Here is a 2395-nt window from a genome sequence, read left to right as displayed (position 1 = left end):
GTAAGCGTCCGGCGAACCCATCCTTGCCGACTTAGCCCGCTGCGGCGAGCATCGTGTCCACGAGAGGATTGGAATGGACACGAGCGAACCCACCAAGCGCACCCGAGTGCGCGCGTATGCCCCGGAGTTCAAGGCGAAAGTGCTGGCCGAATGCAGCCAGCCCGGCGCCTCGATAGCCAAGGTGGCGCTGGCCCATGGCCTTAATGCCAACATGATTCACACGTGGCGCCGAGACGCGCGCGGGGCTGTCGCCCCGGCGCTGGCGGGCGCCGGCGAGTTCGTGCCTTTGCAGCTCGCGGGCTCGGCTGTTGGCGCCGCTGCGGTGCCGCCAATCCGCATCGAACTGCGTCAGGGCGCAACGTCCGTCGCGATCGCCTGGCCTGCGGAAGCCGCCGATGCCTGCGCGACGTGGTTGCGCGCGCTGCTGAAGTGATCCGCGTCGAAGAGATCTGGCTGGCCGTGGAGCCGCTGGACATGCGTGCCGGAACCGAGACTGCCTTGGGGCGCGTTGTGCGCGTGTTCGGCGCCGCCCGCCCGCACCATGCCTACCTGTTCGCCAACCGGCGGGCTAACCGCATGAAGGTGCTTGTGCACGACGGCATTGGCGTGTGGCTGGCCGCGCGCCGCCTGAACCAGGGCAAGTTCGTCTGGCCCAAGGATGCGGCGGGCACACTGGCTCTCACCCACTCGCAGCTTGAAGCTCTCGTGCTGGGCCTGCCCTGGCAGCGCATTGGCGAGGCGGGCGTGATCACGGTGCTGTAGGGCCGACGCAATTGGCACAACTGCTGATGTATCGGTGCGCGCACATCGGCATCATCGCCTCCTGTGATTGACGAAGCACAACTGCAAGAGTTCGACGCGCAGCAACTGCGCGATGTCGTGCGCACCTTGATCGCCGATGTCTCGTTCAAGCAGACCACCATCGACAAGCTCACCCACGAGATGGCGGTCTTGAAGCGCCTGAAGTTCGCGGCCCAGTCCGAAGCCTACAGCGCCGAGCAGAAGAGCCTGCTGGACGAAACCATTGACACCGATCTGGCCGCTCTGGCCGCCGAGATCGAGCAAGCCTCGCCGCCGCCCAGCCCACAGGACAAGCAAAAGCCCAAGCGTCAGCAGCTTCCCGAGAGCCTGCCGCGCCGCGAGATCCATCACGAGCCGCACAGCACCACCTGCGCCTGCGGGTGCCAGTTGAAGCGCATCGGCCAGGACATGGCCGAGAAGCTGGACTATCAGCCCGGCGTGTTCACGGTGGAGCGCCACATCCGCGGCAAATGGGTGTGCGCAAAGTGCGAGACCCTGATCCAGGCGCCGGTGCCCGCGCACATCATCGACAAAGGGCTTCCCACGGCGGGCCTGCTGGCCCAGGTGCTGGTGGCCAAGTACGCCGATCACCTGCCGCTGTACCGGCAGGAAGCGATCTTTGGTCGCGCCGGCCTGGCGCTGCCCCGCTCGACGCTGGCGCAGTGGGTGGGCCAATGCGGCGTGCAGTTGCAACCACTGGTCGACGCCTTGCGCGCCGAGCTGCTCAAGCACAGCGTGCTGCACGCCGACGAAACGCCAGTGGCGATGCTCAAGCCGGGCAACCGCAAGACCCATCGCGCCTACTTGTGGAGCTACTGCACCACCAGCTACAACCCGACCCGCGCCGTGGTGTTCGACTTCGCCGACAGCCGCGGCGGCCAGCATGCCCGCGCCTTCCTGGGCCTGCCCGGGGAAAGCGGCTGGCATGGCAAGCTGGTATGCGACGACTTTAGCGGCTACAAGGCCTGCTTCGAGATGGGCGTGACCGAGGCGGGCTGCCTGGCGCACGCGCGGCGCAAGTTCCACGAGCTGTGGGTCAATCACCACAGCACGATCGGCGAGCAGGCGCTGAAATTCTTCATACAGCTGTATGACATCGAGCGCGAAGTACGTGAACTGGGTGTCCCCGAGCGAAAACGAATACGGCAAGAACAAAGCCGCCCGGTGGCCGATGCGCTACACCTGTGGCTCACGCAGCAGCGCCTGAAGGTGCCCGAGGGGTCGGCCACGATCAAGGCAATCGACTACAGCCTGAACCGCTGGACAGCGCTGACACGCTACATCGACGAGGGCGATCTGCCCGCCGACAACAACTGGGTGGAGAACCAGATCCGGCCCATCGCCACAGGCAGGAAGAACTGGCTGTTCGCCGGATCGCTTCGCGCGGGCCAGCGCGCCGCGGCGATCATGAGCCTGGTGCACTCGGCGCGGCTCAATGGACACGACCCCTACGCCTACCTGCGCGACGTCCTTGAACGGTTGCCCACCCAACCGGCCAGCCGCATCGACGAACTGCTGCCGCACAGATGGCAGCCGGCTTCGGCGGCAATCTGATACCGCGGCCGTCGTCAAGACGGGATCACCGCGTGCTTAC

Annotated in this window: 3 protein-coding genes; all 3 read left to right on the top strand. The window is 66.2% G+C overall.

The features are described from left to right. The first annotated feature begins 73 nt into the window (after nucleotides 1-73). The 3 genes from tnpA to tnpC all read left to right on the top strand — a co-directional run bounded on the left by tnpA (nucleotide 74) and on the right by tnpC (nucleotide 2355). Nucleotides 74-433, top strand: coding sequence for an IS66-like element accessory protein TnpA (tnpA, locus tag HNE04_RS27775; RefSeq protein ID WP_172227121.1), 360 nt, complete (start codon nucleotides 74-76; stop codon nucleotides 431-433). Further along, nucleotides 430-762 (top strand): IS66 family insertion sequence element accessory protein TnpB, encoded by a 333-nt coding sequence (gene tnpB / locus HNE04_RS27770; RefSeq protein WP_207717757.1) that lies wholly within the window; start codon nucleotides 430-432, stop codon nucleotides 760-762. The genes tnpA and tnpB overlap by 4 nt, the downstream gene beginning before the upstream one ends. 66 nt (nucleotides 763-828) lie before the next feature. Next, on the top strand, nucleotides 829-2355 hold the full coding sequence (tnpC, locus tag HNE04_RS27765; RefSeq protein WP_172227124.1) for an IS66 family transposase: 1527 nt from the start codon (nucleotides 829-831) through the stop codon (nucleotides 2353-2355). The last annotated feature ends 40 nt before the right edge of the window (nucleotides 2356-2395 follow it).

Origin of the sequence: Caenimonas soli (assembly GCF_013155545.1) — a bacterium.
Taxonomy (GTDB): Bacteria; Pseudomonadota; Gammaproteobacteria; order Burkholderiales; family Burkholderiaceae_C; genus Ramlibacter; species Ramlibacter soli.
Note: the sequence above shows the minus strand (reverse complement) of the source record. Positions and strands in the feature narration are given on the sequence as shown.